Origin of the sequence: Caballeronia sp. SL2Y3 (genome assembly GCF_022879575.1) — a bacterium.
In the GTDB taxonomy this organism is placed as follows: Bacteria; Pseudomonadota; Gammaproteobacteria; order Burkholderiales; family Burkholderiaceae; genus Caballeronia.
The window spans coordinates 844,978-868,908 of the sequence record NZ_CP084261.1 but is presented as its reverse complement, the minus strand read 5'-3'; the positions used below and the strand labels follow the sequence as shown (position 1 = coordinate 868,908).

26 protein-coding genes are annotated in these 23,931 nt (G+C 64.9%); 13 read left to right on the top strand and 13 right to left on the bottom strand.

Annotation, left to right across the window (positions count from 1 at the left end; genetic code table 11):
• Positions 1–26 precede the first annotated feature (26 nt).
• Positions 27–467, top strand: coding sequence for a hypothetical protein (locus LDZ26_RS17345; protein ID WP_244849395.1), 441 nt, complete (start codon positions 27–29; stop codon positions 465–467).
• Positions 468–476: 9 nt separating this feature from the next.
• Here the strand turns inward: LDZ26_RS17345 and LDZ26_RS17340 are convergent, their stop codons facing one another.
• Together LDZ26_RS17340 and LDZ26_RS17335 are read right to left on the bottom strand one after the other, a co-directional pair.
• A complete protein-coding gene (locus LDZ26_RS17340; RefSeq protein ID WP_244849394.1) occupies positions 477–1,613 on the bottom strand; it encodes a TAXI family TRAP transporter solute-binding subunit in 1,137 nt (378 codons plus the stop codon).
• Positions 1,614–1,745: 132 nt separating this feature from the next.
• A complete protein-coding gene (locus LDZ26_RS17335; RefSeq protein WP_244849393.1) occupies positions 1,746–3,572 on the bottom strand; it encodes a zinc ribbon domain-containing protein in 1,827 nt (608 codons plus the stop codon).
• Here LDZ26_RS17335 and LDZ26_RS17330 point away from each other — a divergent pair.
• Positions 3,538–4,116, top strand: coding sequence for a hypothetical protein (locus LDZ26_RS17330; protein ID WP_244849392.1), 579 nt, complete (start codon positions 3,538–3,540; stop codon positions 4,114–4,116). The genes LDZ26_RS17335 and LDZ26_RS17330 overlap by 35 nt on opposite strands.
• 205 nt (positions 4,117–4,321) lie before the next feature.
• Here the strand turns inward: LDZ26_RS17330 and LDZ26_RS17325 are convergent, their stop codons facing one another.
• Entirely contained in the window at positions 4,322–5,905 is a 1,584-nt protein-coding gene (locus LDZ26_RS17325) for an aldehyde dehydrogenase (NADP(+)) (RefSeq protein ID WP_244849391.1), read from the bottom strand.
• A gap of 163 nt (positions 5,906–6,068) precedes the next feature.
• Here LDZ26_RS17325 and LDZ26_RS17320 point away from each other — a divergent pair, with 163 nt between their 5' ends.
• Entirely contained in the window at positions 6,069–7,004 is a 936-nt protein-coding gene (locus LDZ26_RS17320) for a LysR family transcriptional regulator (RefSeq protein ID WP_244849390.1), read from the top strand.
• A 7-nt stretch (positions 7,005–7,011) separates the two neighbouring features.
• Here the strand turns inward: LDZ26_RS17320 and tam are convergent, their stop codons facing one another.
• Complete coding sequence (gene tam / locus LDZ26_RS17315; RefSeq protein WP_244849389.1) at positions 7,012–7,788, bottom strand: trans-aconitate 2-methyltransferase; 777 nt, start codon at positions 7,786–7,788, stop codon at positions 7,012–7,014.
• Between the two features lie 265 nt (positions 7,789–8,053).
• On the opposite strand from tam, the gene LDZ26_RS17310 reads away from it, so the two are divergent.
• A complete protein-coding gene (locus LDZ26_RS17310) occupies positions 8,054–9,283 on the top strand; it encodes a sensor histidine kinase (RefSeq protein ID WP_244849388.1) in 1,230 nt (409 codons plus the stop codon).
• Positions 9,284–9,352: 69 nt separating this feature from the next.
• Here LDZ26_RS17310 and ahpF read toward each other — a convergent pair whose 3' ends face one another.
• Complete coding sequence (gene ahpF, locus LDZ26_RS17305; protein ID WP_244849387.1) at positions 9,353–10,939, bottom strand: alkyl hydroperoxide reductase subunit F; 1,587 nt, start codon at positions 10,937–10,939, stop codon at positions 9,353–9,355.
• A 151-nt stretch (positions 10,940–11,090) separates the two neighbouring features.
• Entirely contained in the window at positions 11,091–11,654 is a 564-nt protein-coding gene (ahpC, locus tag LDZ26_RS17300; RefSeq protein WP_244849386.1) for an alkyl hydroperoxide reductase subunit C, read from the bottom strand.
• A 197-nt stretch (positions 11,655–11,851) separates the two neighbouring features.
• Between ahpC and LDZ26_RS17295 the strand changes: the two genes are divergently transcribed.
• Together LDZ26_RS17295 and ribA are read left to right on the top strand one after the other, a co-directional pair.
• Positions 11,852–12,547 (top strand): NADPH-dependent F420 reductase, encoded by a 696-nt coding sequence (locus LDZ26_RS17295; RefSeq protein WP_244849385.1) that lies wholly within the window; start codon positions 11,852–11,854, stop codon positions 12,545–12,547.
• Positions 12,548–12,689: 142 nt separating this feature from the next.
• The gene (ribA, locus tag LDZ26_RS17290) at positions 12,690–13,358 is read left to right on the top strand and encodes a GTP cyclohydrolase II (RefSeq protein WP_244850281.1); all 669 of its coding nucleotides are present in this window, start codon (positions 12,690–12,692) and stop codon (positions 13,356–13,358) included.
• Positions 13,359–13,382: 24 nt separating this feature from the next.
• Here ribA and LDZ26_RS17285 read toward each other — a convergent pair whose 3' ends face one another.
• The 3 genes from LDZ26_RS17285 to LDZ26_RS17275 form a co-directional block, all read right to left on the bottom strand.
• Complete coding sequence (locus LDZ26_RS17285) at positions 13,383–14,120, bottom strand: 2OG-Fe(II) oxygenase (protein WP_370650735.1); 738 nt, start codon at positions 14,118–14,120, stop codon at positions 13,383–13,385.
• 91 nt (positions 14,121–14,211) lie between these two features.
• Positions 14,212–14,703, bottom strand: coding sequence for a hemerythrin domain-containing protein (locus tag LDZ26_RS17280; RefSeq protein ID WP_244849383.1), 492 nt, complete (start codon positions 14,701–14,703; stop codon positions 14,212–14,214).
• A gap of 57 nt (positions 14,704–14,760) precedes the next feature.
• A complete protein-coding gene (locus tag LDZ26_RS17275) occupies positions 14,761–17,082 on the bottom strand; it encodes an ATP-dependent DNA helicase (RefSeq protein ID WP_244849382.1) in 2,322 nt (773 codons plus the stop codon).
• 96 nt (positions 17,083–17,178) lie between these two features.
• Here LDZ26_RS17275 and LDZ26_RS25555 point away from each other — a divergent pair, with 96 nt between their 5' ends.
• Together LDZ26_RS25555 and LDZ26_RS17270 are read left to right on the top strand one after the other, a co-directional pair.
• Positions 17,179–17,313, top strand: a complete 135-nt coding sequence (locus LDZ26_RS25555; protein ID WP_255774964.1) for a hypothetical protein — start codon at positions 17,179–17,181, stop codon at positions 17,311–17,313.
• Between the two features lie 39 nt (positions 17,314–17,352).
• The gene (locus LDZ26_RS17270; RefSeq protein WP_244849381.1) at positions 17,353–17,721 is read left to right on the top strand and encodes a DOPA 4,5-dioxygenase family protein; all 369 of its coding nucleotides are present in this window, start codon (positions 17,353–17,355) and stop codon (positions 17,719–17,721) included.
• 22 nt (positions 17,722–17,743) lie between these two features.
• Here the strand turns inward: LDZ26_RS17270 and LDZ26_RS17265 are convergent, their stop codons facing one another.
• Positions 17,744–18,328, bottom strand: a complete 585-nt coding sequence (locus LDZ26_RS17265) for a phasin family protein (RefSeq protein WP_244849380.1) — start codon at positions 18,326–18,328, stop codon at positions 17,744–17,746.
• A gap of 532 nt (positions 18,329–18,860) precedes the next feature.
• On the opposite strand from LDZ26_RS17265, the gene LDZ26_RS17260 reads away from it, so the two are divergent.
• Positions 18,861–19,040, top strand: a complete 180-nt coding sequence (locus LDZ26_RS17260; RefSeq protein ID WP_244849379.1) for an XRE family transcriptional regulator — start codon at positions 18,861–18,863, stop codon at positions 19,038–19,040.
• 38 nt (positions 19,041–19,078) lie between these two features.
• Here LDZ26_RS17260 and LDZ26_RS17255 read toward each other — a convergent pair whose 3' ends face one another.
• Positions 19,079–19,999, bottom strand: coding sequence for a DMT family transporter (locus tag LDZ26_RS17255; RefSeq protein WP_244849378.1), 921 nt, complete (start codon positions 19,997–19,999; stop codon positions 19,079–19,081).
• 319 nt (positions 20,000–20,318) lie between these two features.
• On the opposite strand from LDZ26_RS17255, the gene LDZ26_RS17250 reads away from it, so the two are divergent.
• On the top strand, positions 20,319–20,531 hold the full coding sequence (locus LDZ26_RS17250; RefSeq protein WP_244849377.1) for a hypothetical protein: 213 nt from the start codon (positions 20,319–20,321) through the stop codon (positions 20,529–20,531).
• Between the two features lie 18 nt (positions 20,532–20,549).
• Here LDZ26_RS17250 and LDZ26_RS17245 read toward each other — a convergent pair whose 3' ends face one another.
• Complete coding sequence (locus LDZ26_RS17245; protein ID WP_244849376.1) at positions 20,550–21,005, bottom strand: hypothetical protein; 456 nt, start codon at positions 21,003–21,005, stop codon at positions 20,550–20,552.
• A 279-nt stretch (positions 21,006–21,284) separates the two neighbouring features.
• Here LDZ26_RS17245 and LDZ26_RS17240 point away from each other — a divergent pair, with 279 nt between their 5' ends.
• Entirely contained in the window at positions 21,285–21,668 is a 384-nt protein-coding gene (locus LDZ26_RS17240; protein WP_244849375.1) for a hypothetical protein, read from the top strand.
• Positions 21,669–21,680: 12 nt separating this feature from the next.
• Here the strand turns inward: LDZ26_RS17240 and LDZ26_RS17235 are convergent, their stop codons facing one another.
• Entirely contained in the window at positions 21,681–21,848 is a 168-nt protein-coding gene (locus tag LDZ26_RS17235) for a hypothetical protein (RefSeq protein WP_244849374.1), read from the bottom strand.
• Between the two features lie 540 nt (positions 21,849–22,388).
• On the opposite strand from LDZ26_RS17235, the gene LDZ26_RS17230 reads away from it, so the two are divergent.
• Together LDZ26_RS17230 and LDZ26_RS17225 are read left to right on the top strand one after the other, a co-directional pair.
• The gene (locus LDZ26_RS17230; RefSeq protein WP_244850279.1) at positions 22,389–23,129 is read left to right on the top strand and encodes an AraC family transcriptional regulator; all 741 of its coding nucleotides are present in this window, start codon (positions 22,389–22,391) and stop codon (positions 23,127–23,129) included.
• Positions 23,130–23,490: 361 nt separating this feature from the next.
• Positions 23,491–23,904: a response regulator gene (locus LDZ26_RS17225; RefSeq protein ID WP_175941956.1), complete on the top strand. Its 414-nt coding sequence runs from the start codon at positions 23,491–23,493 to the stop codon at positions 23,902–23,904.
• Positions 23,905–23,931: the final 27 nt, after the last annotated feature.

Sequence of the window (23,931 nt, the reverse complement as noted above, 5' to 3'; positions counted from 1 at the left end):
GAATCCGCGGTGCATGGAGAACGAAGATGAACCGATCAGCGAATGTTTACGACACGAGACAGGCCACGGCCGGACGCGGCCCGCGGCTCGTTTGCCGCACGGAGCACGAGGAGAGTCCGCCGTTCGCGTGGGTCATGCTGGTGTTCTTCGCGGCGATGTGCGGCGGCGCATGTGTCACCTGCGCGTTCGACAGCATGGCGGCCGGCTGGATAGCGGGCGTCGGCATCCTTGCGGCGCTCGGCGGCGCCGTCGACCACTGGTTCGCGGGCGCTGCGGCGCTGGAACGCCGCCTGGAAGCGCGTTCGCGGGCGCGTCATCGCGCGCTCCACAAATCGGCCTGCAAGGGCGGCCTCGCGGCGCAACGCCGCTACGGCTCCGACGCGACCACACGGGATTGGGCTTCGCTCTCGGCTTATCGCAGGTATCCGCCGCTTCAGTCCGCTTTCATGCCGTCGCTTCGAGGCTAGCGCCGCGCGTTACTGGTCGCAGAGCAGCAGCAGCTTTTCCTGCGCGGTGCAGGAGGACTTCTTCTTTTGCGCGGCGGCGTCCGTGCCGCGCGCCGACACGGTCTGCGCCGAGCCCTGCGACTGCGCGAGCGCCGCGCGCTTGGCAATGCACGCGCGCAAGTGCTTTTCCATCGGCGGATAGTATTTCCAGCCGCGCGTGAGCGGAGGCAATTCGAGGTGGACCTGCTTCCACTTCGGATGCCCGCTCGCCTGCAGCGTATCGAAATTGGCGCAGAGCGAATCCGCGAACTTCGACAGCGCGCCGACCGTGCCGCGCAGACCGTAGTCGTACGTCACGAGGAACGCCTTGACGGTCAGCGTCGGCGTGTCTTCCTGAATCCAGTTCGGGTAGCTCGTCGTGCGGATGGTCGCGGGGAAATACGTCTGCTTCGCGCGAGCCGTTTCAGGCGCGGACGGGTCGAGGCGCAGCAGCTTGATCTGCTGGAGCAACTCGGGGTTCATGTCCTGAAAGAGCTTGGCTGGCTGGCCGGCGACGATCACCGCGACGTCGATCTTGCGCACGATGAGCTTGGCGAGCGCGTCTTCGTTGTTGTAGTGCTGCTCGTTGGCATCGGGGATCGGCTCGCCGAACATCAGCCGGTACAGCGTTTCCGCGGACTGCGCCGTGCCGCTGCCGATCGGCCCGACGCTGATGTTCTTACCCTTGATCTCGTTGATGTTCTTTAGCGGCGAATCCGAACGCACGACGAAATAAATCTCCTCGTCGTACAGCGGCATGATGAGCCGCAGCGGCTGGATGATGCGGCCGGCCTCGGCGTTGCCGGAGCTCGCCATGTCGAGGTAAGCCTGATACACGTCCGACTGCACCAGCGCGAACTTCACGCCGGGCTCGTAGCGCATGCGCTGGACGTTTTCCGCCGATCCTTTCGACGGCAGCACTTCGAGGTCCATGCCGGCGGGCTCGGCCACGTACTTCGACAAATCCTGCCCGATCTGAATATACGTGCCGCGCTCCTGCCCGGTCGTGATTTTGTACGGCACGGGATCGGCCGCGTAGCCGGCTTGCGCGGCGCAGGCGAGTCCGAAGAAAGCGCAGAGGGCGAACGCCCTCCGCGCGGCATTCCGCATGAATTGGCTGGAGACCATGATTGACCCTTGAGTCGAGTTGGACGGGTTCTTCGAAAGTCACGCGACGCGCGGGCGTCGCGTGATACAGGTGATACGGTAATGCCGGTAATGCCGGTGATGCAATAGCGCGGAGGTGATGCGGGAAACCGGTCAGCGCGCGGGCGCGGGCCGCCCGTTGCCGCTGCTCCAGCCGTACTGTTTGATGGCGCGCTCGACGTCGTCGGTCTTGTCGGCGTCCATGCGCGCCGTCACGCTCGACGCTCCGAAGGATGTTGCCGCGCGCGAGGTGCCGCTGACGGTTGTCGTCGGCAGCGTGCTCGCGGTGGCGGTCGCGACGGTCGCGGTGGCGACAGCCGGACGCTCGATGCTGGCGGGCCGGACGGCCTGCGAGCCGGACGGCAATACGTGCGCGGCTTGCGGCTGGATCGCGGCTGCCTGCGGCAGAAGCGGCGGCACTGACGATTGCCCGCCCGAAGGCGTCGCGCGCTGGGTGGGCGCGGCAGCCGGCGCGGGCGATGGCGACGGCGCGGGCCGCGTTGCCGGCGCGACATACATGCCGTTCGGCGCGGCGGGGGCGACATACATGTCGCCCTGCACGCTGCTCGGCGCGACATACATGCCGTTGCTGTTCGGCGGGCTCGTCGCGACGTACATGCCGTTACCGGAATCCTGAGCCTGCGTCGGCGCGGCGGTCGACGGCTTGGCCGCAGCCGGAGCCGGAGCAGCAGGCGCGGTAGCGACAGGCTCGGTCGCTGCGGGCGTCGCAGGCTTGGCTTGCGCCGTGACACTGGGCGACGGCGGGAGAATCGTGGCCGCGACCATCGCGTTCGTCGCGGCTTGGGCACGGGCGATCTTTTCGGCGCGCGATGTGTATTCGGCGGCGCGGGCGTCGTCGAGCGCGGCCTGGCGGGCAGCGGCAGCAGCGGCGGCCGCCGCCGCGTTCGCGTTCACGCTGCGTTGTCCGTTGCGCTTCTCGGGCGCGGGCTTCGCGGCCAGCACGTCGGTCTTGTCCGCTTGCGGAGCCGATGCAACGTTTGCCTGTGCAGCAACGGCAGCAGGCGGCGTCGCGGCTGCGGCGGGCGCCGGCGTGACACTGCCCGCAACGGCGGTGCCGCTATTCGGGTCGCCGATCGCACTGCCGGCCGTACTGCCTTTCTTTGCGCCCTGCGGCGTCGCGACGAGCCAGCCGGCATGCGTGATCACGCGCTCCAGCATGGCTTGCGACTCGGCGTTCCCGCCATCGAGCGCCAGCGCCTCGGCGGCATTCTGCTGCACGCACGCCCACGCGGACGTGCGTTCGCAGGCGCGCGCCAGTTGCAGCGCCGCGTCGCGTTGCTGCTCGCGTTTGACGAGTTCGTCTTTCAGCGCGTCGAATTCGGGCCGCGCCTGCTCGCGAGCCGCCAGCGCCTTCATCCGGGCGCGCGCCAGCGTCAGATCGTGCTGGTCCAGCGCCGCGCGCGTGCCTTGCAGCGGATCGCCGGGAGCGAGCGTCAGCGCGCCTGTTCTCGCGGCGCCGGGAGCCTGCTGCGCGGGCGCGTCGGCAGAAGGGCTGGCGTCGGTCGAATTGGATGCATCGGTTGCGCCGCGCCCGAACGGACCGAGTTTCGCGTCGATCGCACCCGACGCGCTCAGTTCGCCTGACGCGGCGCGGTCGTCCGCGCCGTATCGCATATAGGCGACGCCGGCCGCCACGAGCGCCAGCGCGCACGCGCCGGCGATGAGCGTCTTGCTGCCGTTCCATCGGCCGGTGCCGGGCAGGGCGTCCGGATCGTTGCTCGGATCGGCGTAAGCGTTGCGCGCCGATTGCTCGACGCGCTTTGCCCGGTGCTCGGCGGCCTTTTGCGCGATGCGTTCGCTCGCGCGCTTCGGGTCCCAGCCGCCGGGCCAGGCGGAATGCATGCCGGGTTCGCCATCGTCGACGGGCGCGGAAGCGGACGCCGATATGAACGGCGGATTCGAGATCTGTTGCTCGAACATGTTGGCGCGCGGGCGTGCCGCGCCGCCGCGTTTGCGGCCGAAAGCCGCGCTGCGATCGGCGCCGCAGTTCGGGCAGCTGTCGGCATTTTTGCGCACGGTGCTGCCGCAGCGTTGGCAGACGACGGAGAACATGGATGCGGGAAACGTCAAACGCGTGGTCATGCTGAAGCCCTCGAAGGACATGTGCGATAACGTGGCCGCCGTGCGCCCGGCTCGTATGAACGCCGGGGCGTCCGGGCGGCAGCAATCCTTCGTATTGTTTCCTCTTCCGGTCGGGCTCGCCGGCGGAAGACGAAATTCGAATATGGCGTCAACCCTCGACGCACGTCAATTGCGTTTCGCACCTACTTCGGGCCGCCCGACGGCGGCGGCTGCGCGGTGGCTCCGTGCTGCGTGTCGTCTCGCGCCTGCCGGTGAAACGGCGCGCATGGCCCTCGTCGGATGCGAATGCGCAATGGATGCAGCCGCGACACCGTTCCGGTGCGCGCGCAGCGCCACGCTTCGCTACTCTCATCAGGATATTCTGGGCGCGGCGCAGCGGTAGTGAGACGCCATTCTTTAGCCAATAACCGACAATGGCCGGCGGCCGCTCGCTAAGCCGCTGATGCGAAAGGGTCTTGCAGTGCGCGCGCCGTGTTGTTTTTCCCCCGCCTCGGGCGCGGCCTATGCTAGACCCGGACGATGCGAAGGATTCCGAACTATCGTGAGGCGAGAAACGGAGCGCCCCGAAGGGCGCTCCATGGCAACGATCAGCTTGCCAGTTGCAGCTTGCCGTCGATACGGCGGTTCAGGCCGAGCGGATTGTCCGTCTTGACCGGATCCGGGAGCAGCGCTTCCGGCAGGTCCTGATAGCTGACGGGCCGCAGGAAGCGGTTGATCGCGAGGCTGCCGACCGAGGTCGAGCGGCCATCGGCGGTCGACGGATACGGGCCGCCGTGGACCATCGCGTGGCCCACTTCGACGCCGGTGCCGAAGCCGTTCACCAGAATACGGCCCGTGCGGCGTTCGAGCGGAGCCACGAAGCTGCGGGCATCGGCGTAATCGGCTTCGTCGATCTGCAGCGCGGCGGTGAGTTGACCTTCGAGCGATTCGATCAGCTCGCGCATCGTGGCGAGGTCCGGGCAGCGCACGACGAGCGACGACGCGCCGAAAATCTCGTCCTGCAGCGCGTGGTTCTCACGGAACGCGTCGGCGGTCGTGACGAAGAGCGCCGACTGACCCTGATTGCCGCCCTCTGCCGGCAAGCCGCGAGCGGCGGTCTTCACGCCGTCGTGCGAAGCGATCTTCTCGACCGCGCCTTCGTACGCCTTGTGGATGCCCGGCGTGAGCATCGTCTGCGCGGCGGTTTCCTTGAGCGCCGCCGATGCCGCTTCGATGAACTTATCGAGGTCCGGGCCGTCGACTGCGAGCACCAGGCCGGGGTTCGTGCAGAACTGGCCCGCGCCCAGCACGAGCGACTGCACGAAACCGCGGGCGATGGCTTCGGTGCGGTTGGCGAGCGCTGCCGGGAACAGCAGAACCGGGTTGATGCTGCTCATTTCCGCGTAGATAGGGATCGGCTCGGCGCGTTCGGCCGCGAGCTTCATCAGCGCCGTGCCGCCGCCACGCGAACCCGTGAAACCGGCCGCCTTCACGCGATTGTCCTTCACCAGACCCTGACCGATGTCACGGCCGCTGTCGAAAAGCAGCGAGAAGGTGCCTTCCGGCATGCCGCAGTCCTTCACGGCCTTTTGCACCGCGCGGCCGACGAGTTCCGCCGTGCCCGGATGCGCCGAGTGCGCCTTCGCGATCACCGGGCAGCCCGCGGCCAGCGCGGACGCCGTATCGCCGCCCGCGACGGAGAACGCCAGCGGGAAGTTGCTTGCGCCGAACACGGCGACGGGACCGACGCCGATATGACGCAGGCGCAGATCCACGCGCGGCATCGGCTTACGGTCGGGTTGCGGCGGGTCGATGCGCACGCCGAGGTAATCGCCGTTGCGCACGACATCCGCGAACATGCGCAGCTGGCCGACCGTGCGGCCGCGCTCGCCTTCCAGACGCCCGCGGGGCAGGCCGCTTTCGATCATGCAGCGCTCGATCAGGTCGTCGCCGATATCGAGGATGTTTTGCGCGATCGCTTCGAGAAACTTCGCGCGGGCTTCAGGCGCGGTTTCGCGATAGACGTCGAACGCGGCCCACGCGAGCGCGCACGCGCGGTCGAGATCGTCGAGCGTTGCGCCGCCGAATCCCGGTTCGATGGCTGCGCCCGTCGATGCGTTGACGGCCTTGATGGTGCCGTTCGTGCCGCGCACCGATTGCTGGCCGATGAGCAGGTTGCCTGTGAGTTCCATGGTGTCTCGTCCTTCCGTGATAGAGGGTCGCGACGCTTCCTTGGCGAGCGTCGTGCTGCGCCGACTATACGACCCGGCGAACGCGCCTGTATAGTGAAAGCTTTCCATCGCTTGATCGCTTTTTGGAATCACCCGCGGAATCACCCGCGTTTCTTTTCTTACGATGAAGACCACTCTCGATGTCCTGATGTCGCGGCTGCGCATGAAGCAGCTGCAACTCTTGATCGCGCTCGACGATCACAAGTCGCTGCACAAGGCATCGAGCGCAATGGCGATGACGCAATCCGCCGCGAGCAAGGCGCTGGCCGAACTGGAGTCGATGCTCGAAGCGCCGCTTTTCGAGCGCGCGAAAAGCGGGCTCATTCCGAATCCGTTCGGCCGCTGCGTGGTGCGCTATGCGCGCGTGCTGGCCGCCGATTTGTCTGCGCTTTGTCAGGAAGTTGCGCAGATTCGCGCGGGCACGGGCGGGCGGCTGACCGTCGGCACGATCATGGGCGCGGTGCCGGGCGTCGTCGCGCCGATGGTCAACCAGATGCACGCGAAGCATCCGGATCTCGCGGTCGAGATCGTCGAGGACACGAGCGCCAACATGCTCGCGATGCTGGACGACGGCCGCGTCGATCTCGTGATCGGTCGCGCGAGCGTGTCGGAGCAGCCGTCGAAGTACCACTATCAGCCGCTGACGGACGAGCCGCTGTGCATCGTGGCGGGACGGGCGCGCGGCGACGGGCAGACGCGCGAAGTCGCGCTGGCGGATCTGGCGAACCGCCGCTGGGTCACGTATCCGAGCTATCTGCCGATGAGCGCGCTGCTCGAGCGCGAACTCGATCTCGCGGGTTTGCCGATGCCCGCCAATCCCATTTCGACGGCGTCGCCGTTCGTCACGGTGACGCTGCTGCAGGAAAGCCCGGAACTGGTGTCGATTCTGCCGGCGAGCGTCGCCCGCGTGTTCGAGCGCCACGGCATGCTGCGCGTGCTGCCGATACGCATGAAGCTCAAGTCGCAGACGTATGGCGTCGTGACGCGAAAGGGCGGCGCGCTTTCGCCGGCGGCGCGCCAGTTCGTGCAGATGCTGCGGGACAACGGGCGGGCGCAATAACGCTGCGTCAGCGCGTCCCGACGAAAAAGAGGCGCGGGAACGGCAGCAGCACGGTGCCGTCGGCGAGCACCGCATACGCCGATTTCAGCGCTTCGCGATACTGGTCCAGGAAGGCGGTCTGTTCGTCGGCTTCGAGCTTCGCGAGCATGGGCCGCAGCGCGCTGCCCTTGAACCATTCGATCACGGCGTCGATGCCGCCTGCGAGCGGATGATGGTAGATGGTGCGCCACACATCGACGCGCTCGCACTGCGGCTTGAGTCGCGCGTAGTACCACTGCGCATCGTGGCGGAGCGTGCGCTCGGTGCCTGCGAGCCGCTCGCGCCACGGCCCGTTCGCCGCCACCTCGCGCATGAGCCTGTGAGATGGCTCGTCGAGATTGTCCGGCATCTGCACCGCGAGCCGTCCGCCGGGCGCGAGCAGGCCGACGAGTCGCGGCAGCAGCGTATCGTGATCGGGCACCCACTGCAGGGACGCGTTCGCGAGAATCAGGTCGTACGGGCCGGCTTCGTTCCAGGCCGAGATATCCGCCAGCTCGAAGCGCACCTGCGGCAGACGCTTGCGCGCGGCCTCGATCATGTCGGCGGAACTGTCGATGCCCACGATGCTTGCCTGCGGCGCATAGTCGAGCAGCTTCTCGGTCGAGTTGCCCGGCCCGCAGCCGAGGTCCACCGCAACGCGAACCGTCGCGCCCTGCGCCGCATGAAGGAGATCGCGGACCGGCCGCGTGCGCTCCGCTTCAAACACACTGTACTGCTTGGCTTCCCAGCCGCCCGATGAGGTCATTTTCTCTCCTGCAATTGCCATGTCACGGGTATCGGCGCAATCTTGCACGATTCGAAAGCCGCGCGCGAGCATGAAGGGGAGCGCAGCAGGTAAAGCTTGGCGCAAGTGGTTGAACAGACCGGTCGGATTTGCACTGGACACGGATCTGTCGGCCTATACTGCCGAAGTATGTGCCGCCTTGTCTCACTGCCGCACTGTCGCACTTCCGGTCCAACGAGCGTTCCTTTAACGCCGTCTCCGGCGCACCAAAATCGGAGAATTGCACATGCGCGACATTCGCGCCGACGGCATGAACGGACTCGTGGCCGCGCTGCGCACTCAGCAGACCGCGCTGACGGAGAGATGGATGAAGCTCGTCTTCGGCGATCAGGAAGTCGAGCATTCGGACCAGCTCACGTATCGCCAGCTTGCCGATCATCTGCCGAGCATCCTCGAAGAAATCTGCAATGTGCTCGAAACGCGCAGCCTGAGCGGGCAGGAAGGGGCGCTCGAGCACGACGCCCGCCAGCACGGCCAATGGCGCTGGCAGCAGGGCTATCGCATCGACGAACTGGTGCGCGAGCTCGATCTCTTCAGACAGGTTCTGTTGTCCGCGATCGGCGAATACGCGGCGTCGCATGAAGACTTCAGCCGCGCGGACGAAGAATACGCGCGCCTCATGACCGACGAAGTGGTGAGTCTCGTCACGCTGGCATCCGTTCGCGAAGCGGTGACCGAGCGCGACCGCAAGATCGACGAATACACCGGCATGCTGGAGCGCGCGAACCAGGAACTGACGCTGCGCCAACAACTCATCGGCGATCTGTACGAGTCGCGCATGCAGGTCACGCGGCGCGTCGCGCATGACCTGCGCAACTTCCTGAACGTGTTCTCCACCGCGCTGCAACTGGCCGGGCGCTCGCCCGCCAAGCGCGACACGGCGCTCGGGCTTGCCAACAGGCAGGTGGTGGACATGGCGACGCTCGTCGACGAAATGGTCGAATACTCGAAGCTGTTGAGCGACGATTCCATGCTGACGGTCGACAGCTTCGATATTGTCAGCCTGTTCGACGAACTGATGCAGTCGAGCCGCGTCGCCACCGAGGCGAAGGGGCTTAAGCTCACCGGGCATGTCGATCCCACGCTGAGTACCGTAGTGTCGAACCGGCTGAAGGTCAAACAGGTCGCGCTGAATCTGCTGTCCAATGCGGTCAAGTACACGTCGTCGGGCGAGATCGTGTTGTCGATCACCGCCGCACCCGAGCACCGCTGGCGGCTGCGCGTGGCCGATACCGGCGTCGGCATCAGCGAAGCGGATCAGGAGCGGGTGTTCGAGGAATTCCAGCGCGCCGCTGGGGACGATATCCCCGGCACGGGGCTTGGGCTTGCCATCGTCAAGGAACTCACGCGCACGCTGGAGGGCGAATTGCGCTTTCATTCGTCGAAAGGGCACGGAAGCGTGTTCGAAGTCACGTTTCCGCTCGTTCTGAAGCCGAAGTCGGCAGACGCGGAGTGACTCGCGCGCACCAATGAAAAAAGGCAAACGGATCGCTCCGTTCGCCTTTCGTGCGGCCTAGTTGCTGTCTTACGCCGCGACTGCTTCCTCGGCCGGCGCTTCGTCTTCCACCGATGCGCGGATCAGGTGATCGAACGCCCCGAGCGATGCCTTCGCGCCTTCGCCCACTGCGATCACGATCTGCTTGAACGGCACCGTCGTCACGTCGCCGGCGGCGAACACGCCCGGAACCGAGGTCGCGCCCTTCGCGTCGACGACGATCTCGCCGTGCTTCGACAGTTCCACCGTGCCCTTGAGCCACTCGGTGTTCGGCACGAGACCGATCTGCACGAACACGCCTTCCAGCTCCACGCGATGGCTCACGCCCGTCGCGCGGTCCGTGTAGTTCAGGCCGTTGACCTTCTTGCCGTCGCCGGTGATTTCCGTGGTCTGCGCGCTCGTGACGATGGTCACGTTCGGCAGGCTGCGCAGCTTCTTTTGCAGCACTGCGTCAGCGCGCAGTTCCGCGCCGAATTCGATCAACGTCACCGCCGCAACCACGCCCGCCAGGTCGATCGCCGCCTCGACGCCCGAATTGCCGCCGCCGATCACCGCAACGCGCTTGCCCTTGAAGAGCGGGCCGTCGCAGTGCGGGCAGTACGCCACGCCGCGACCGCGATACTCGCGCTCGCCCGGCACGTTGATTTCGCGCCACCGCGCGCCGGTCGCCAGCACGATCGTCTTTGCCTTCAGCACCGCGCCGCTTGCCAGCTGCACTTCGTGAATGCGGCCCGGCACCAGCTTCTCGGCGCGCTGCACGTCCATCACGTCGACTTCGTAGCTCTTCACGTGCTGTTCGAGTGCCGTGGCGAACTTCGGTCCTTCTGTTTCCTGCACGGAGACGAAGTTTTCGATCGCCATGGTGTCGAGCACCTGACCGCCGAAGCGCTCGGCGACGACGCCCGTCGCAATGCCCTTGCGCGCCGCGTAGATCGCCGCTGCCGCGCCAGCCGGCCCGCCGCCGACGATCAGCACGTCGAACACCGGCTTCTTCTCCAGTTCCTTCGCGGCGCGGGCGGCCGAGCCGCTATCCAGCTTCGCGAGAATTTCCTTCACGCCGCTGCGGCCCTGGCCGAAGCTTTCGCCGTTCAGGAACATCGTCGGCACGGCCATGACCTGGCGCTCTTCGACTTCGCTCTGGAAGAGCGCGCCGTCGATCGCGACGTGCTTGATGCGCGGATTGATGATCGCCATCACGTTCAGCGCCTGCACGACTTCTGGGCAGTTCTGGCACGACAGCGAGAAATACGTCTCGAAGCGGTAGTCGCCGTCGAGATTGCGAATCTGTTCGATGGTCGCGTCGTCCAGCTTGATCGGATGGCCGCCGGTTTGCAACAGCGCCAGCACGAGCGACGTGAATTCGTGGCCCATCGGAATGCCCGCGAACTGGATGCCCGCGCCCTTGCCCGGCTCGCCGATGGTGAACGACGGACGACGCGCGGAGGCGTCCTCTTTCTCGACGACGCTGATCTGCGTCGACAGCGAAGCGATTTCGTCGAGCAGGCCCTTCAGCTCACGCGACTTGTCGCTGTCGTCGAGGAAGGCGACGAGCTCGATCGGCCGGGTGACCTTTTCCAGATAGGCTTTCAACTGATTCTTGAGGTTGGCGTCCAGCATGGCGTTGTCCGTTCCGTGGCGTTGTTCTTGGGATGTTGCGGACACGCTCCGGCACGGCGCGCGAAGCGCCGCATCGAAAGCGTGTTTGGAGCTTTGACCTTGCCGCCGATTCAGCGGCAAGGTCCGTGATGCGCTCGTCGAATGACGAGGCTTAGATCTTGCCGATGAGGTCCAGCGACGGCGTCAGCGTTTCAGCGCCCGGCGTCCACTTGGCGGGGCAGACTTCGCCCGGGTGCGATGCGACGTATTGCGCAGCCTGCACCTTGCGCAGCAGTTCGCCTGCGTCGCGGCCGATGCCGTTGTCGTGGATTTCGCACAGCTTGATCTCGCCTTCCGGGTTGATCACGAACGTGCCACGCAGCGCCATGCCTTCTTCTTCGATCAGCACGTCGAAGTTGCGCGAGATCGCGAGCGTCGGGTCGCCGATCATCGGATACTGGATCTTCGCGATCGTTTCCGACGTGTCGTGCCATGCCTTGTGCGTGAAGTGCGTATCGGTCGAAACGCCGTAGATCTCGACGCCCAGCTTCTTGAATTCTTCGTAACGATCAGCCAGATCGCCGAGTTCCGTCGGGCAGACGAACGTGAAGTCGGCCGGATAGAACACGAACACGGACCACTTGCCCTTCAGGTTTTCATCGGTGATGGTCACGAAATCGCCGTTGTGATAAGCGGTGGCCTTGAACGGCTTGACTTGGCTGTTGATGATCGGCATTTAGCAGATTCCTCTAGCTGTGTTGTTGAAGGAGTGAATGGATTATGAACTAAAACTATCAATCCTTGGAAGTGGATTGATTTTATCATTCTAATTGATCTGGGCTATTGTGTCGATCCACCCGTTGCCACCCTGCGGCATCCGGCGGCATCTGGCTTGCGAAGACGTCTGTCTCAATCGTCCATCAAGAGGTGTTCATGAAGATCGGAATCATTGGAGCGGGAAACATCGGACAGGTTCTGGCCGAGCATTTCACGAAGTGCGGCCATGACGTGAACATCGCCAACTCGCGCGGGCCGGATTCGCTGCGCGACGTCGAGCGCACGACCGGCGCGACCGCCGTCGAGGCGCGCGACGCGGTGAAGGGCGCGGAACTCATCGTCGTGACGATTCCGCAGGCGAAGGTGCCGGATCTGCCGAAGGATCTGTTCGCCGGCGTGCCGGCGAACGTCGTCGTGGTCGACACCGGCAACTACTATCCGCAGCAGCGCGACGGGCGCATCGAAGAGATCGAAAAGGGCATGCCGGAAAGCCGCTGGGTCGAGCAGCAGATCGGCCGGCCGGTTGTGAAGGCGTTCAACAACATCTACGCGGCGCATCTGCGCAAGGGCGGCAAGCCGGCGGGCACGCCGGGGCGTATTGCGCTGCCGGTGTCGGGAGACGACCATCGCGCGAAAACCATCGTGATGAAGCTGATCGACGAAATGGGCTTCGATGCAGTCGACAACGGCGAAATCGACGACTCGTGGCGTCAGCAGCCCGCGACGCCGGTCTACACGGCGGACTTCGACGCAGAGGGCGTGCGCGAGGCGCTGAAGAAGGCCGATCCGGTGCGCAAGCCCGAATGGCGCGCGACCGACCGCAGTCCCGGCACGTTCGAGAATCCGGCGTGAGCCCGGGATAGGGGAAAGGAGTAAAGCCGGCGCGCGCCGTGCGACAATCTGCAAACTTTCCCGATGGGCCTTACCATGACATGCCGGGCCGGCGCGGCGCATACCGCCGCCTTTCCCGGCATCATGGACTCGCTGATTGACTATGAAAACCGCTTCTCCCTCGCTGGACGTACAGAACTCTCATCACCGCTTCGGCGAATGCGCCGAATGCGCGGACGTCGAACTGGCCGCGACCGCCACCATTCCGACGCGCTACGGCACCTTCGGTTCGTACGTTTATCGCGTGAAGGAGACGGATGTCGAGCACATCGCGTTCGTCATGGGCGACGTGAGCAACGGCGAATCCGTGCTCACGCGCCTGCATTCCGAATGCGTGACCGGCGACGTGTTCGGCTCGTATCGCTGCGACTGCGGCGAACAGCTCGACCTCGCGCTGCGCTATATCGCCGCGGAAAACCGCGGCATTCTGCTGTATTTGCGCGGCCACGAAGGGCGCGGCATCGGCCTCGCGAACAAGATTCGCGCGTATGCGTTGCAGGAGCAGGGGCTGGATACGGTCGATGCCAACCTGCACCTCGGCCTTCCCGACGACGCCCGCGAGTACGACTCGGCCGCCGCCATCCTGCGCGCGATGAACGTGAAGTCGGTGCGGCTGATGAGCAATAACCCGTCGAAGTTCGACACGCTTCTGCGCCACGACATTCCGGTGAGCGAGCGCGTGGCGCTGGCCATTCCGATGCGCGAAGAAAACGAGCGTTACATCAAGACGAAGCAGGCGCGCTTCGGCCATTACTTCGACGAGAACGAATAGGGCGATCGCGTTCGCGTGCGCGCCTCAGCGCGCGTCGTGAAAGATCACGCCCAGCATGTGGCGCTTGCCTGACCGCAGGCGGCTCACGCCATGCCGCATGTTCACGCGATAAGAGCCGCGCGTACCGTTCACCGGCCGTTGATGCACGGCGAAGAACACCGCATCGCCTTGCGCGAGCGGCACCACTTCCACGCGCGACTGCATGCGCGGCCGCTGTTCCGTCATCACGAACTCGCCGCCGGTGAAGTCGCGTCCGGGCGCGGACAGCAGAATCGCCATCTGGATCGGGAAGACATGCTCGCCGTATAGGTCCTGATGCAGGCAGTTGTAGTCGCCGGGCACGTATCGAAGCAGAAGCGGCGTCGGGCGCGTCTGGCCCGCGCGATGGCATCGCTCGATGAACGCCGCATGTTCGTCCGGATAGCGCGTCTCGATGCGCATGACCTCGTTCCAGCGATTCGCGATCGGCGCCAGATGCCGGTAGGCCGCGCCGCGCACGGCATCGAGCACGTCGGGCAACGGATACGCGAAGTACTTGTACTCGCCGCGACCGAAGCTGTGCCGTTCCATCACCACCCGGCTGCGAAAGCGCGTGTCGTCGTCGTACAGCGCGGCGAGCGCCGCGCATTCCTCGCGCGAAAAAAGGCCCGGCGCAATGGCCGAGCCTTGGCAGTCGAGTTGCGTGCCGAGATCGTTCCAGTCGAGCGCGTCGATGCGCCCGGGAATGTCCGCGCTCGCATCGGTCGCGAGCGCGCTGTCCATCGCCTTCATGCAGTGACTCCGGATGTGCGTGTGCCACGTCCCACTGTGCGCCTCGCGCGCCGCCCGCACACTCCGGGTCTTGCTGCGCCATTCAGCGCGGCGTCGCCACTTCGGTGATGCGGTTCTGCAGTTCCGTCTTGCGCGCCTCGATCTTCTGGCCGAGCGCCCCGACGTCCAGCTTCGTCTTGCGGATTTCCTTGAAGAGCTCCGACTCCTCTTCTTCGACGTGATGCATCACGTTTTCCTTCAGCACGCGGAAGGTCGCGTCGAAGCCTTCGTCGCCGGCCTTCAGTTGCGTGAACTTCTCGATCAGCGTCTTGACGAGATAGTGCTCGACGTAGGCTTCCTCGACGTCGATCTTCTCTTCGTCGCTGCCGAAGGCTTCGCGTGCGGCCGGATAGAGCAGTTCTTCCTCGACGATCGCGTGAATCGTCAGCAGTTCGCAGGCGCGCTGAACCAGCGTCGACTTGCGTTCGAGATCGTCTTTCGGCGCGCGGTCGAAGGCTTCGAACAACTGTTCGACTGCGCGATGGTCTTCTTCGAGAATCTTGAGCGCGTCGAGCGGTTCTTGTGCGGTGGACATCGGCTTCTCCTTATGTGTGGCCCGGGCTTCGGACAGCCGCAGGCTCATGGGGTGCCGTCAACCAGCAAGAGCGATGCCCACTCTCGTGCCGCTCTCGTTCCGCTCGCGCAGCAGTTTGACGTCCCACCACGCCGGCAGAAGGCGCCGCACGTCGGCGCGGGCGAAACGGTCGTCGATCAGATACAGCACGCCGCGGTCTTGCGGGCCGCGAATCACGCGCCCGGCCGCCTGCACGACCTTCTGTAGGCCGGGAAAAAGATAGGCGTAGGCGTAGCCATCGCCGAATGCGGCGTGCATGCGCGCCTTCAGTTGCTCGTTGACCACGTTCAGTTGCGGCAGCCCTAGCGTCGCGACAAATGCGCCGATGAGCCGCGTTCCCGGCAGATCGATCGCCTCGCCGAACGCGCCGCCGAGCACCGCGAAGCCGATGCCGCGCCCGTCCGGTTCGAAGCGGGCGAGGAACGCGTGCTGGTCGGCCTCGCTCATCCCGCGCGACTGTTGCCAGCACGTAATCGATGGATGACGCCGTTCGAGCGCCGACGCCACTTGCGCGAGATAGTCGAAGCTGCTGAAGAAGCTCAGATAGTTGCCCGGCGCGCGGACGTATTGGGCGGCGATGAGGTCCGCGATGCGGTCGACGGAGCGTTCGCGGTCGCGAAAGCGCGTCGATACGTCGGCGACGGCGCGCACATCGAGTTGATCGGCCGTGAACGGCGATTCGACGTCGATGCGCACGGTCGTCGCGGGCAGGCCCAGCGTGTCGGCGTAGTAATGCGCGGGCGTGAGCGTCGCCGAAAAGAGCGCGACGCTATGGGCGCGGGCGAAGCGCGGCGCGAGATGCGGGCCGGGAATGACGTTGCGCAGGCAGAACACCGCGCGGCCTTTGCCGGACAGCGTGATGTCGAAGATCGAATGCGCGCCGAAACGCTCGGCGATGCGCGTGAAGTGCAGCGCGTCGAAATAGAAGCGCAGCACCTCGGACGTGAAAGCGTCCGGCTGCTCGGCCATCGTTTCGGTGAGCGCCGAGATCGCCTGTCCGAGCGCGCTCAGGAGCGCTGCGGGCGGCTCGTCGTCCGCCGCGTAGTCGATGCCGGCCGCCAGCTGATCGCGGCTCGCGTCGCTGAGACTGCGGCCGACGCGCGCCAGCATCCGCTTGAAAAAAGGCGGCGCGCTGCGGCGCATCGCGTTGAACGCGGCCTGATCGAGCGACGCCGAATACATGCCGCGCGCCCGTTCGACGAGGTTATGCGCTTCGTCGACGAGTACGGCCACGCGCCAGCGATTCGCCTCCGCGAGCGCGAAGAGCACGGCGCTCGTGTCGAAGTAATAGTTGTAGTCGCCGACGACGACATCCGCCCAGCGCGTCAATTCCTGGCTCAGATAGTACGGACAGACGGCGTGCTCGCGCGCCGCATCCGCCACGGTCGCGCGATCCAGATGTCCTCGTTGCAGCGCGGCGGCGCGGGCAGCCGGCAGGCGATCGTAGAAGCCGCGCGCCAGCGGACACGACTCGCCGTGACACGAGCGGTCCGGATGCTCGCACGCCTTGTCGCGCGCCACGAGTTCGACGACGCGCAGCGACTTCGGCGCAGACGCGGCAAGCGTCGAGAGCCCGTCGAGCGCCAGCTGGCGGCCCGCGCTTTTCGCGGTCAGAAAGTAGATCTTGTCGAGTTGCTGCGCGGGCCACGCCTTGAGCAGCGGAAAGAGCGTGCCGATCGTCTTGCCGATGCCCGTCGGCGCTTCGGCGACGACGCATCGGCCGGACACCGCCGCGCGATACACCGCTTCGGCGAGCGCCCGCTGTCCGGGGCGGAACGCGCCGTGCGGAAAGACGAGCTCGGAAAGCGCCGCATCCCGCGCCGCCCGATGCTGCACTTCCTGCTCTGCCCACGCGATGAACCGCTGGCATTGGGCGTCGAAATGGTCTTTGAGCGCTTCGGCGGTTTGAGTCTCCGTGAGCACGGTCTCCGTCTGATCGACGATATCGAAATACACGAGCGCGATTTCGATGCTGTCGAGCCCGAGCTTGCGACACATGAGATGCCCGTAGACGCGCGCCTGCGCCCAATGCAGATGCCGATGATTCTGCGGCATCGAATCTAGCTTGCCGCGATGCGTCTTGATTTCTTCGAGCCGGTTCAGCGCGGGATCGTAGCCATCCGCCCGGCCGCGCACGCGCAGCTGGCCGTAGTCTTCGGACAGCGCGATTTCCTTCTGATAGCCCGCCGCGCGGCGGTTCGTGACGGTGATGTGGCCCGCTACGCCTTCTTGCGCCGTGGGCGTCGGGGTGAAACGCAGGTCGAGGTCGCCTTGCTTCGCGGTGAACTCGCAGAGCGCGCGCACGGCGACGGTGTAGGCGGGCTCGGAAACTGTACGCATGTACAGTAGTCTAGCACGCGGAATAACCGGCTTCGGCGGCGCGTTTAGTGGATGCGGCGTCGATCGTGGCCGCCGTCCAACGAACGGAGGCATCTCATGAAGCTCGCAAGAATCGTGGTGGTCGCTTTGGCGCTGGTTACTGCGGCGCTTGCCGGTTGTCAGACAGACGGCGGCGGCGCGTCGTACAACCGCTCGTCGAGTGGAAGCAGCAGCGGCGGCGGCGCGTATTAGAATCGGACGTCTCTCGACTCGCCACGGATAAATCGAACGATGGGACACGACAACGCGCGCGCGGTCTCAGGCTGGCATGCGCATGTCTATTTCGACGCCGCTAGCCGCGACGCCGCATGGCAGCTTCGGCAGGTGATCGCGGAGCGGTTCGCTGGCGACATTGAAAGCGGCGCGCTGACGCTCGGCCGCTTTCACGAACGTCCGGTGGGACCTCATCCGCTATGGTCGTTTCAGCTCGGTTTCGGCAGCGAGCGACTGACGGCGATGCTCGAATGGCTCGCGCTGAATCACGGCGAACTCGGTGTGTTCATGCATCCTAATACAGGCGACGATCTGCGGGACCATCGCGATTCGGCGGTCTGGATCGGCCGTTCACACAAACTCGTGCTCACGGCCTTTTCCCGCTAGCGCGCGAAGCGGAGCGCGATACTTACTTCTTCGTGCCGGCCGGCTTGTTGGACACGACGCGCACGGCGGGCGGCGTCGGCAAGCTGGCGGTCGCGGTTGCGCTCGCCTCGGTCTGCGCGGCTTCCACGACCTGACGCGTCGAGGTGCGCGCCGCTTCGTAGGCCGAATTCGCCGACTGCGTGGCGGAGTCGATGACGGATTTCCACGCCGACACGACCGCCTCGCTGCCGAGCGGCGCGCTCGTAACGAAGCTCTCGACGAACGCCTGCGCGTTGCGCTGCGACTTCTCCAACTGGTCTTGTGCCGCTTGCACGTAGGCGCCACGCACGCCGGTAGCGATTTCGTTGACGTCCTGCCAATAGGCTTGCGCGCGCTGCGCGTTCGCTTGCATGCGGGCGTTCTGAACGGCGAAGAACTCCTGAATATCGCGGACGAAGAAGCTCTTGCCGATGAATTCCTGCTGCTCCGACAGAGCGGTCCGCAAGGTGCGGACGTTCAGGTCGATCAGTTTTTCGAAGCCCTGAACCGCCTGAGTGGCGAATCCGAAGGTGGCATCCAAGCCGGCCCGCTGGGTCGCGATAAAGGTTTCTGGCGCAAGACTGCTCATGCTGGACTCCATTAGAAGTTGCTTCGGTTACGCGTGATTGTGCAGCGCAGCGAACGACTTATTCTAGAGAAAAGATAATGCCTGTCAATTGCCATCGTCAGGCATCGACATAATCGCTTATTCGCCTGCTGGATTAGTCTGTATTAAACAGTGACGTAATTCCACGCGCGATTAATTGCACGATCGTCCGTATTAATGGTGAACGCTCCTTTGTATCGGCAAAGGGTAAACACCAACGCGCTCACGTGCCGATGCGTTGTTTTCCCACTTGACGCTTCCCCTTGCCGCTTGAAAGAATTCGGCCTTGCGTTTTGCAGTGAGCACGCAGCGAAGAATCGCTTGTCACTGAGCCGTCACCGTGACTTCGTATGATTCCGACCTGCGCGAATATCAGCCGGCGCTGAACGGCGAAAATATAATACGAGAGAGTTGAAGCAACATGGGCCGACATACCCAAACCATCGGACACCTAGAACGTAGTCACGAAGACAACACCCTGCGGCGCGCAATGGCCGCACGCCTGGACCGCGCGATGCAACGCGCCAACGTAAGCTCCGCCAAAGCGGCCAAATGGGTCGATGCGAGCGAACACGACGTGCAGTTCTGGCGGCGCGGCATTACCGTGCCGCCGCTTCACGCGTTCAACCGCATCGCTCATGCGCTCGATGTCGATGTGCATTGGCTTTGCACCGGCCAGACGCACGCGGCCTGAAGCGTTTCTAAATAACTCGGCGCACGTCGACTCGCCGCTTATTTGCGCCCGTGCATCAGCACCGTGCCGATTCCGCTCGCGGCGATCACGCACATGCCGGCCGTCATCCACGCGTCCGGCGCCTGTCCGAACAGCAGCCAGCTAAAGCACGATGCGAACGCGAGCTGCGCGTACGAGAACGGCATGAGCACGGCGAGCGGCGCGCGGCGTAACGCCTGAAGCATCAGCAATTGACCGCCGGTGGCCATCGTCGCCATGAATGCGACGAGCAGCCAGCTGACGGCGCCGACGCGCGCGAGTTCAGGCAGCAGCTGCGCCTGATCGGCCCAGACGAGCGCGCACAGGACGACCGTCGCGACGAGCGCGGTCAGAAAGTTGGTTGTGATCGCGTCGTCCACGCGCGAGAGGTGGCTCGATACCACCTGAAAGCACGCGAAGCTCGTGGCCGAACCGATCGGCAAGATCACCGACCAGGTGAAATCGCTACCGCCGGGTCGCACGATCAACAACATGCCGACGAAACCGAGCACGACCATCGCCCATTTGCCGCGCGAAACGTGGTCCTTCAGCACGAGCGCGGCGAGCAGCGTCGAGATCAGCGGCGCGAGCATCGCAAGGGAAGTCGTGACGGGAAGCGGCAAGTAGCGAAGGGCGGCGAACGTGCATGCCGAGTTCGTCAGCAGCAGCAGCGCGCGGACGATTTGCAGTTTGAGATTGCCGGTCTGGAAGGTGCGAAAGATGCCGAACGCGCCGCGTCGCGCCTGCCAGACGCCAAGCACGATCATCTGGAACAGATAGCGCACCCACAGTAGCGCGATGACCGGGACCGCAGCGCCGATCAGCTTGACCGTGGAATCGCTCGCGGCGAAGGCGGCCGTGGTCAGAATCATGACCGCGATGCCGGCACCGGCGTTGTCCGCAGCCACCGCGTACCGTGCTTTGCCCTCTAAGGTCGCCATCGAGTGTTCGCCGGTTGGTCATCCGAGAATTAGACGGCGCTTTTAAGCCGTTGCTTCCATTCTGCGTACGTCGACAGAAGCTGGCAAGGCGACAGTCAGGTTCCGCGAGCGGTTGTTGTGCAGAGGTCACGGCACTAAAAAATGTACTGGACGGTTCACCCGGATTGATTTTGCGATCGCCTGCGCCTTGAGAAAAGCTGAACGCGGCACGCGATTATTTTGCGCGGAATGCTTTGCCGTCCACGGATTGCCGCCTACACTTAAAGTAATTTCTCAACGCTGCGGCGGGGAGACCACGATGAGAGCCAGACCGAGGGAAATGGTGCGTCTGCTGGCAACCCTGCGGCGTTCGGCGCAATGCCGTGCGCTACGCGCGGCGGCGGCACAGGAGGCGGTGCGTCTCGCACAGCAGGAAGCGGAGGAGGAAGAGGCCGATGAGGCCGATGAGGCCGATGAGGCCGACCCCGATTCGACGTCATCCGGCGAAGCCGGCGCGCCTGGCGTCGAGACCGCGCACCGGCGCATGCATTAGAGCCACGAACGCCGCGTTTCAGGCGCGGGCGTGGTCTCTGTAGGGAGAAAAACGCCAGTGACCGGCCGGGTCCTTGACGGCAACCGCGCCGTGCTCGTGCAGCATGTCGCCGATCGCGCCCGGTTTGATATCGTCGGTCAGTCTGATGATCAGGAGCGTGCGCTCGCGGCAATCCTCGCTGACTACGACGGGCGCGGGCGGCCGCGGCGCCAGCGGCTCGCGCGGCGCGAAGCGGTTGTGCGCGCCGACCACGCCCTGATGTTCGCCATGCGCGACGTACTCGGCCTCGTCTTCTTCGTGCGATGGCATTGCAAGAGCCTCGAGTTGCGTGTCGCCGTGGCCCGCGCGATACAAATGCGCGTCGTCGCGCGAAAGTCCCGCCGTCTGGAGCGCGCGCAGCGCCTCATGTCCGTCGCGATACGAGTCGAACACGCCTACGATTACCTGATTCGTCTGGTTTGCCGTCTGATGCATCGTCGCCCTCCGTCGGCCCGCGGATGCGCAGGCCGCCTGTTCGCGCCGTTGTCGCGGGCGGGCGTCGCTGACCGGTGATCGACGACGGCGCCTTGGCGATACATGCGCGTGTGTTGATCGTAATATGAAAGGAGCAACGGGTGTTCCCGTACGGGTGGACGGTCGCAGAAGCTCTCGCGCGAATTCGGGCGGGTTGCGACCCCAACGTGGATCGCCTAAAGTGTCTACCTCTTTCCAGAATCCGCGTGCCGCCAGCGGCGCGCCCTTCGCGAGGCCCGAATGACGGCGAAAGCGTGCGCGTGGATCTTCGTGCTGTGCGCAGCGGGAGCGGGACCGGCGCGGGCGGCGCAGTGTTACGCCGACGGCGATATCGTCACGCTGGAAGGCACGGTGACGCGCCAGGCCACGCATCAGACCGACGCGGCAGCAAAGCCGGCGTGGGTGCTGTCGCTGGCGAGTCCGGTCTGCGTCGTCAACGCGGGCGGCGGGCAGGGCGGACGGCAGCAGTCGAATGTGTCGGCAGTGCAGATCATCGACGCGGAGCCCGGCGAAAATGCGCGCGTTCAGCTCACGGGCAAGCTGGTCACGGGCAACGTGAGCGCGTATTACGCAGTGCCGACGGCAATCTGGGTGCTCAAGCAGCGCGTGCTATCGGGGCAGTAGTAGGCAGGGCCGTCAGGCGGCTTTTACGCGAGCCCGGCAGTATTGCGCGACGACCCATTGCAGCGGGCGTTCGTCGAGCTTGCGCTCTTCGGCGAACCGCATGATGGCGTCGAGTTGCTGGCCGCTGCAACGAAAAGCCTCGCGGCGCGGTACGGAATGTTTGTTGATGTGCTTGGTCATGGCAATCCCTTTTTGCTTGGTTCTCAACGGACCTTGGGACCTTCCCCGGAGGGCAGGCTGGCCGAACGGTGACCCGTGCGTGCGCCTGCTGCTTTCATCATTAGGCCGGATCGCGGCGATTGAGACCGCCTGCTAGCGCACATAGTCACCGAAACACTTGACTTTCCGCAAAGCGTGGGCCTGAGGCCGCGCTTGACGCTGGCGCGCGTGAAAATTTCCAGTGCGCTCAGTCCTTTAGCACTTCACCAAGGCGACGAGGGATGCCGTCGCGGCATGCGGTGGCCGAGGCACGGGAGCAGGCGCGGGAGACCGCAAGAGGGGAACAAAGGCGCTCGCTCTAGCGCATCTTTGGAGCCGCGTCACCGAAAACCTAGTGGGGAGAGCGCCAATATTGGCGTCGTTTTCGCGCCTCTATAATCGGCGCCATTCCGACTTGAGCGCCCGAACGCACCGATGAGCACGACCGCACCCCTTGCCGGCAGCGCCTCGCCTCGCGCGTTCGAGGACATCGCGTCGCCCCGAGCGTCCGCCTTGCAGGACATGCTCGCGCACTTCGCGCTGCTCGCGCCGGTGTTCGACGCCATGCCCGACATCGTGTTCTTCGTGAAAGACCGCGAAGCGCGCTACGCCATGGTCAACAGCACGCTCGCGCGGCGCTGCGGCCACAAGGACGACAAGACCGCGCTCATCGGCAAGACGGCAGAAGACGTGTTTCCGCGCCGCTTCGGGCGGATCTACACGGCGCAGGATCAGGCGATCATCGCGCAGGGCGTGCAACTGATCGATCAACTGGAGCTGCATCTTTATCCCGGACGCGAGCCCGGCTGGTGCATGACCTGCAAGCAGCCGCTGCACGATGCAGAGGGACGTATCGTCGGGCTGGCCGGTATTTCGCGCGACTTGCAGGCGGCCGAAAGCACGCATCCCGCGTATAGCCGGCTCGCGGCCGTCGTCCAGCACATTCAGGAAAATTACGTGCAGCCGCTCAATATGCGCGACCTTGCGAAAATGGCCGACATGTCCATCGCGCAGCTTGAACGGTACTTCCATAAGGTCTTCCATCTGACGCCGCGGCAAGTGCTGCTCAAGACACGGCTGGATGCCGCCACCGCGCTCCTGGTGACGCACGACAAGGTGACGGATGTCGCCGCGCTCTGCGGCTACACGGACCACAGCGCCTTTACGCGCCAGTTCAAGGCGACAGTAGGCATCACGCCGACGGAATACCGCGCTTTAGTGCAGGCAAACGCGCCGCGCGTCGAGCAGTATGCGAATGTCTGACGGTAGAACCGGCGCGGCGCGTGACGGAATTACCAGCGGATGTGCCGTAACGGTGCACGCCGATCCTTCCGAAATGCGCGCAATGCGCCGTCCCACGGGGCTAAAACGCACGTCGGTCCGTTTTTTGCTCGATAAGAAATGCCGGGACACGGCGGCCGGGCAGTTTCCCGCCGGCGGGTGCCCGGACACCGCGAGACGTTCAGCACCGGCGCACGCGCGGCGAAAAATACGGTGCGTCCGGAATTCCCGCCGCGATTTTCTGTCAATCGCCACGCAAGCGCGCGACGGTCGGCAGAGGTAGTGAAGCGGCGAGCCGTGGAGACCGTGCGCGAGAATTCCGTTTTAGGCAGTTGAAAAGAACATGATGAACGAAGTGGCAAGACTGGGGCATGCGCGGATCGTACTCATCGAAGACGATCCCGAAAGCAGGGAATCACTGCAGATGCTGCTGGAAGAAGAGGGCGCGCAAGTCGTCGCCGTGGCTGACGCCGAAGACGGCGCGGAAACCGCGACCCGTGTGCTTCCCGATGCGGTGATCTGCGATCTCGACCTTCCTGGAATGGACGGTTTCTATCTTATCCAACGTTTGCGCGACCACGAAATACGCGGGAATCTGCCGCCTTCGGTCGCCATCGCGCTCACCGGGCACGACGGCGACGAATACCGATTACGCAGCATCGGCGAGGGCTTTCAGCACTTCATGACCAAGCCCGCGCACCCGGACGAACTCGTCACGCTGATTCAGGACGCGCTCAATGCGCGTGTCGTGACCTGAGACAGGAAGCGCCGCGCGCGATACGGC